The organism is Collinsella sp. AF20-14LB, assembly GCF_003459505.1.
GTDB lineage: Bacteria > Actinomycetota > Coriobacteriia > Coriobacteriales > Coriobacteriaceae > Collinsella.
Map to the genome: position 1 here is coordinate 159,565 of NZ_QRWD01000003.1, position 7,106 is coordinate 166,670.

The window sequence follows — 7,106 nt, forward strand, 5'->3', positions numbered from 1 at the left end:
ATTTAACGAATCTCTGATGCACTATTTCCGAATAATGCAAGGAAGCATCGCGACACATCCGACAAGATAAGCAAGCGAAATTGCGGCACTCGTTCCGTTAGGTCCAAATAGCCGAATCAATAAGCTAGAAAGGGGGACGGCAACGATTAAAGCAACTAAATTACCAACAAGATTACCAGCCATCTTTCTCTTAACAATCGTCAGGTCGGAAAAGAAGCCGATAAACGCCGTAAGCAGCGAGCTAATAACCGCACCGTATAGCAAAAAAGAGTACTGATGAATTTGGTCACCAAAAATTAGTCCCAACAAGTAGTCGCCGCAGATAAAACAAGCGAACAGAATAACAATGGACAAAACTAGAGCACCAAGAACGACCTTCATCAACATAGCATTAAATGTTTTATTATCCCCCGACTCACTAGCGCTCGCAAAAACGCCGAGCAAAGGGGCATAGGCATTAGCAGCACCCGCCTGAACGATTGCCGCAGGAGAACACACCGAGGAATAAACGCCCAACATTGAGGCACCCAGTACGGTAGCAAGTTCTTGACGCGAAACGGATGTAACCGCAGCACAACAAAAAACCCCAACCGTAGCGGGAAGACACTTATAAAACAGTTCAGACATCGCCTTGAACCTGAAAGAAGGAACGATCGTGTCGAAATTAGAAGCCCAACGTGCATCAACAATCATCACGGGGAGAGACACCGCGATCATCAGAACAATACTCAATACAAGAGAATGTGAGATATACATTCCGGCGCAAAACACCAGAAGAGACAAAATACCTCTCAGTAGCATCGACATGCCACAATAAAACATATTTCCCGCTTTTTGATCAATGCCATGGAACACATCAACCATAACTTCAATTGACTTATATATGCAATAGAGGTACACGGGGAGAAGGGAAGACTGCTGACAGGTAAAGAATGCATAAGGTAATACGAAAACAAATCCCAACACTATTGTGCTTAAACGAAAACCAATGTATTCCCCTGAAGAATACTCACATGAAAGATCGGATACTTGAAAGGATCGAATCTTATATAAACCGATCGGAACAAATAGATTGCTGATTGTCATTGCCAAAGATAAATCACCAGCATAGGTAAAATCCGACGATAGTCGAACTACAGCAACTGTCGTTAACCACTGGCAAGCAAGGTATGCAATAGAGCCAACGGTATTCCATGTAATGTTTTTCTTTAAATTATCAGTCAAATTAACCCAATCGGTTTTAGATCTTATTAAATAGCCTAACCAATTACCTCTTTAGCGATTGCATCAATGCTTTCACCATATCCAACGCCAGGAACAGCCCATTTACCATTTAAATCAATGGTTCTCGGAGCGCAACCACGACTGACATATTTAAAGCGAGCGTCAATACACGGATTGACCAAGGGCTTCGTAGAACCATACGCCTTTAGATGTTGGACCTGCGCCCGCAGTCCCTCACGAACAGATCCGAAGCTATAGCCTGGGTTACCAGCCCCCGTGGCACCAAGGCCTCCAAAATTACACTGATCAGGCTGAACCAAATTGCCAAACTTTAGATACCCAGTTTCTTTCATCACCTGTCCATATAAAACCTCAGGTGAGACGCCTTCCGACTGAGCCTCTTCATATAGAATTCTGCAGAAATCTCTAATGTTCGACGCTCCCCTATCCGTATACACGGCTGAAGGGAATCCTTTAGTACCCACAGTCTTTGTGAACTGATTGGCAGCATCTAGATAGGTTGAATAGGCGGGCGACATAATAAGGCCTTCATATCCAGTCATACTTGCGCCATTACGCCCCTCCTTAATGCCGCAATTTAAATAGTGAATGTAATAGCTCTTCAGGTTCAGCCCGAAAGCCTTCCTCAGGTCCGTATAACGATTTCGATAGCCGTAAACGTCGAAGGACTCGCTCCCGCGCCGGCCCTCAGCCATGCCGCAGCTGACGAAATGGCGCAGCACGGCAGCATCGTCAACGAACCTCAAACCGCCCTTGACGGCTGTAAAGGCGTTCAGGACGTCACCGTTGTTGGAGGTATAGAAGTGGAAATCGTAAACGGGGGAATAATCGGTACCGCCCTGCGAAACGACAGCGCCCGCGAGGGAATCACATCCGATCGCGATCCTCCCCTCAGCGCGACCGCTGCTGAGGTAATGGCCATAAAGAGCGGTGAGGTTGGCACCGAACGCGCGACGCAGGTCGGGGTATCTGTTGTAATAGCTCAGCACGTCGAAGGACTCGCTCCCGCGCCGGCCCTCAGCCATGCCGCAGCTGACGAAATGGCGCAGCACGGCAGCATCGTCAATCATTACAACGCCAGCGGGGCTTCGTTTAGAAAAAGCGTTGCGAATATCTTCGTTATTCGATAGATAAAATGAGGGATCATAGACGGATGAATAATCAACACCATTGATAGTCGTAGCGTATCCCTCGATCTTTGAGCATCTGGTCCCATGCCTTCCTTCTGCTTTTCCTGCCGTAACGTAATGCTCATAGTACTTAACTAAATCAAAGCCAAAGGAAGCTCTTAAATCTGGATACTCATTAAAATAACTCTGTACATCAAAAGTGGCAGAGCCGCGCCTACCTTCGCTCATGCCATAGTTAATAAAATGGTCTAGAGCTAAATCGCTATTTCCAGCCGTAGCTTTGGCAACGTCGGGATAATGCGACAAATAGTAATTAGCATCGAATACGGAAGAATAGTCGAGCCAAGTTGACTTAGGAAATTGCGCAATGATCGCATCGGCATCGGCTTCGCCAAGACGCCTACAGCCCTCATCGCTAAAATAATTTAACACGTCCCCCGCATTAGAAATAAAGCCATGCTCGATTAGGATGCCGGGAATACCTTGTTCGCGGGCACAACGGATGACCGCGAACTCATCTCCAACTTCCATCTGGAATACACCGCGATAGCTGAGCCCCATAGAAGCGAGGTTGTTCATAACTTTATTCGCGAGCTCGACGGAAACTTGCGTGTAATCATATTCATTGGCAGTGGGGGCATATACCTCAGCGCCATGGGCAACAGGCGAACCGGAATTAATATGGAAGCTAACAAAGGCCTGCGCACCTTGACTCACGCATCGTTGGACACGATAAAGGTAATCATTTCCGGAGTAGCCACCGCTTTGCTCGCGCGCAAGAACGACTTTAAAACCATACGCCTCAAGCTTATTCTTGCAAGCAGCAACAATCTTCCAAGTTAGATCCGCTTCACTCTTTCCATTTCCTTGCGCACCGGGATCAGTGCCGCCATGGCCAGCATCAAGGGCAATTACCCGTACGTTTTTTCGAGCCGAGCGCGCAGCATAAGTAGAAATGCCGTCCGGTGAATCGGCACACTCCAACGCCTGTTTGATGGATTGAGCCTCAACAGCATTGCCTTCGCCGTCTGCATAGTAAACGGAAGTGCCCTCGGAATTAGCAGAGCTCTCAACAACCGCAAAAGAATAATCCCTGTCAGAGAGATCAATCTCATGTTCAGCATCGTCGCCCTGCAGAACATAGGTTATTGAAGTAAGAAAGTATGTATTGAGATCTAGCTTCGAGCCAAATGTAAATGCGGCAGAATTTACAGCCTGCGCGGAAGCATTAACAGCTCCCTGAACTCCGTTGGCGCTCACATAGTTTAGCGTTGCGGAGGCGATGGTATCGCTGTCATTAGGAGTTGCAAACGCGACGACTTGGTCAGCCCCACTGATAAGGTTCGGGTAGGCAATATATATATATTGGAAGGAAGAATCAGTCGATTCGGCTTGCGGTTCAACCAAAGAAGCATCTACACCGAAATCCTCATCAGCCGCCTCGTCAACATCCACCGGCAACGACTGCTCGACAGTCATGTCTCCGTCGGCAGGGCCCTCGTCACGTGAAGCTACGCCACCGTCTGCGGACGCCGCATCTGATGTAATATTCACTGATCGTACGCTATTCACAGCATAAGCAGCGGCTACAGGACTCATCAAGGGCGAAATCGTCAAAAGAACAGCTAAAGAAAACGCTGCTGAGGCACGCAATGCCTTTTTCATATCGTATCCCCCATCACAAATAATGATACTAATGTTGCATTATCTTACAATCTCTTCCGTATCGGAAGTCCAGTTATACAAGAGAATTGTTATAAAAGCAGATGGGAGACTGCTCCTATAAAAGATAGCAGGCGTACTCAGCGGGCTTTATTTCGTTCTTCCATTGACGCAGCGTTAAACTTTAGCTTTTAAATCAATAAGCAGCGCCCCAAACAACGCAAGCACCTGTGACACGAAAAATTCCTGAAGCAGGCAATTCGTCGTAATTCGCCTAAGCTCACGGCCGCGAAATACAGCAAAATGCCCCAATGTTTCGCTTGCATCAGAGGCGGCTGGGGCTTCATCGTCAGAATAATCTCGCCAGTTGCTTTTGGCAAAGCAAGACGCGATCTCCACGAATCAAACACCAGCAGTGTAGCAAAGCCCAACGCCTCCACAGCTCTTGAGCACCTTATACCGAACCTTGGCACCACTCCTCTCTAAAGCGAGAAGTGCTCACTGTCGGAGGATAAGTTCGGTCCGAGCCAGGAATCACCATCCAAGAAGAACTCCGGGCAGCGCTGCATGAACAGCGCCTGTTCGCGTTTCCAGCGGCGCTGTTTATCCTCGTTGGCCTCTTCCCTGCCGCGCGAGGTGAACTCGTAGTGGTACAGCTCGGCATAGGGCGTAAAGATGGTGCAGAAGCCCGCCTCCCATACGCGCAGGCAAAAGTCAGCGTCGTTAAAACCGACGGCGAATTCCTCGTTATAGCCTCCGACCTGCTCAAATACGTCGCGTCGCACCATCTGGCAGGCGCCCGTCACGGCACTGAAGTTGCCCGGGCGCACAGCACGGGCAAGATAGCCCCCACGCTTCGCAAAAGGCATCTTTGTGGCCGCAAATTAAAAAACGCAATACCATGCCCATATCGATACGTCATATGCGGCCAGCGCATTCTATTGATGTGGAAACCGGTTCGATTCATTAATTTAAACCAAAGCCTCTACAGCAATTAATAGCGCCCTAGACAGCAACAGCACCAGAGACATACCAGACTAGCCATCATCACCGATCTCAAATAATTCGCAACGGTTACCATGTCGGCCTTCGACTCAACCGGCCAGATTACAGCAACCTCGATGATAGTCGTCTTAGTTGCAACAGCCGTGGGCGTTACCATGCCTACCACAGGCTTTACGTGCCCACGACACGCTTTCCTAGATGATTATCGACCAATCCGCTACAACCAGAGAACGCTGGTTCAGAATCCCAATTGTTCCATCACCTGTGTAGAGGGATCGTCGGCAAATCACGTATGCAGTAGAAAATGTCGAAAGTCTCGGTTCTACGACATAGCTTTATTTAACAAATCGCAAGGACCGACAAGTCGCATGAAGAAGCCGGCTAAGAGTTTTCTGAGACCTTCCAGCATTAAGCAAATCGCGAAAACAGCCGTTGGAACCAGAAGCACCTGCAATATTCCCAGTCTAACGCCGACACGCGTAAAGGGAAACAGCGAGCTCCAAAGCCAACTTTGGATAGGCCCATAGTCAGAAATAAGATAAGTAGCGAAACAAAGTTTCGCTACAGCGTTAACGAAACGGGAGGAAAAATGCGGCATCTTTAAATCGATCAAAAAGACCGAAATTGCTATAACTAACGAAAAAATAGACGCCGGTGATCCGAAAAAACCGTTATACAAATTCGCAAAGGTCGAGCCCAGCAAACCATCAAAATGGAATTGACCATAAAACGATATTGCAACTCCCACAAAGGAAGCAATACAACAAGTAACCAGGCGCCGTACATCCACTGTTGACAAATCTACATACCAGCGAATATAGCAAACAAGAACGCAAATTATAATAAAATCAACTAGTAGCCCGTCGATGGGAATCCAAAAGAGCGGCACATAACGCAGGAATCCAAAGGCGAAGACCAGAAAGATTGATAGATAAAGATGTAGTTTCTGGTCCAACACATGCAAAGCCGGAATTAAAAAGGGCAGCAAAAAAACAAGCCAAGCATAGACGGTTACAAACCACCAACTAGAACCAGTAAGAGTTGGTGCAAAAATATCTATCAAATTGGTTGGACTTACTTGAATATCGCCGCGAAGCATGAAGAAAAAACCCAGCACAATACTATAAAAGAGAACCGTGCCTTCGATTGAAGCTATCTGTTTAACAGCTTGTTTAATGGAGTATCCAGCTTTCCCCGCAACAAACCAGATTGTTATGGCAACAAAGCAGCCGACCGCAGTTCTTCCAATTGGATAGAAAAAGATATTGTAGAAAAACCTAGTAAACGAGCTAGAAAATACGGAAACAGAATCAGCGTTGTGAACAACAAAATGATGAGCCATTACCGTCCACATAAGGACAATGCGAAGTAATTCGATACGGGAATCTCGTATTTTTACCATAATGCCCCCAAGTAAAATCAAAACCTAATTATGCTTCGCCCTAAAACCGTTCGAGAATCTCCTCGGCATTCTCTCGCAAATAGATATCTAGGTCCGGCACGGCAAACTGCACATAGCCCCCCCTGCGGTGTCTGAATAACCTCCCTCTGAGAAGTTTGACTCTGATGGGGCTACGGATAGAAAGTTGGACTGCGGGATGGTCAGGACTGGAGGCTAGCATGCGCTATTAGCGCCGGGCGATCTAGCCACTAATAGTCAAACGATTTTGACCAATCCCGGTCACCGAACAATGGTCGCCGCGCCTCCCCGCCGCCGCTACTCCAGTGGTGCCGACACACCGGTGTTAGGAGGGCCATTGAGGCGAACGAGAGGCAAGATGACCTACAGGAGATTATAGACGCGACGCTCCGGGAGATGGCCGCGGAGGGGGCAACGGGTTCGACCCATTGGCAGTTTATTCCCCGCTGCAAATGGACCATTTCTGCTGGCTGCATTCTATTTTTCCTTCTTTTTTAAGCACTTGACTATATATACACCAGTCCTTGTCCGTAATACCAAGTTCGCCTTTTATTTTTCGCCTTGTATTAACGCCTTCACTAATTGCTGCGAGGTGGCGCGCGCAGACGTGGTGTAAGAGCGTCCCGAGGTCCGTCGCTGCAAGT

The 7,106-nt window shown here is 47.8% G+C and carries 6 protein-coding genes; all 6 read right to left on the bottom strand.

What is annotated here, in order from left to right:
• Positions 1–21: 21 nt before the first annotated feature.
• A complete protein-coding gene (locus tag DWX63_RS02730; RefSeq protein ID WP_147336050.1) occupies positions 22–1,224 on the bottom strand; it encodes a lipopolysaccharide biosynthesis protein in 1,203 nt (400 codons plus the stop codon).
• Positions 1,225–1,259: 35 nt separating this feature from the next.
• Complete coding sequence (locus tag DWX63_RS02735) at positions 1,260–4,040, bottom strand: N-acetylmuramoyl-L-alanine amidase (protein WP_117842738.1); 2,781 nt, start codon at positions 4,038–4,040, stop codon at positions 1,260–1,262.
• A 174-nt stretch (positions 4,041–4,214) separates the two neighbouring features.
• Positions 4,215–4,436, bottom strand: coding sequence for a hypothetical protein (locus DWX63_RS11100; protein ID WP_147324135.1), 222 nt, complete (start codon positions 4,434–4,436; stop codon positions 4,215–4,217).
• Between the two features lie 83 nt (positions 4,437–4,519).
• Positions 4,520–4,906 carry a glycosyltransferase family 2 protein gene (locus DWX63_RS02740; protein ID WP_117842739.1) on the bottom strand — a complete coding sequence of 129 codons (387 nt, stop codon included), beginning with the start codon at positions 4,904–4,906 and terminating at the stop codon, positions 4,520–4,522.
• A gap of 458 nt (positions 4,907–5,364) precedes the next feature.
• Positions 5,365–6,444 carry an acyltransferase family protein gene (locus DWX63_RS02745; RefSeq protein WP_117842740.1) on the bottom strand — a complete coding sequence of 360 codons (1,080 nt, stop codon included), beginning with the start codon at positions 6,442–6,444 and terminating at the stop codon, positions 5,365–5,367.
• 454 nt (positions 6,445–6,898) lie between these two features.
• A partial coding sequence (locus DWX63_RS11455) for a hypothetical protein (RefSeq protein ID WP_233514442.1) occupies positions 6,899–7,106 on the bottom strand: 208 nt, incomplete at its 5' end.

Bases quoted from the DNA above. Each gene is read 5' to 3' on its own strand.
- DWX63_RS02735 (WP_117842738.1), bottom strand. From the start codon at position 4,040: ATGAAAAAGGCATTGCGTGCCTCAGCAGCGTTTTCTTTAGCTGTTCTT.
- DWX63_RS02740 (WP_117842739.1), bottom strand. From the start codon at position 4,906: ATGCCTTTTGCGAAGCGTGGGGGCTATCTTGCCCGTGCTGTGCGCCCG.
- DWX63_RS02745 (WP_117842740.1), bottom strand. From the start codon at position 6,444: ATGGTAAAAATACGAGATTCCCGTATCGAATTACTTCGCATTGTCCTT.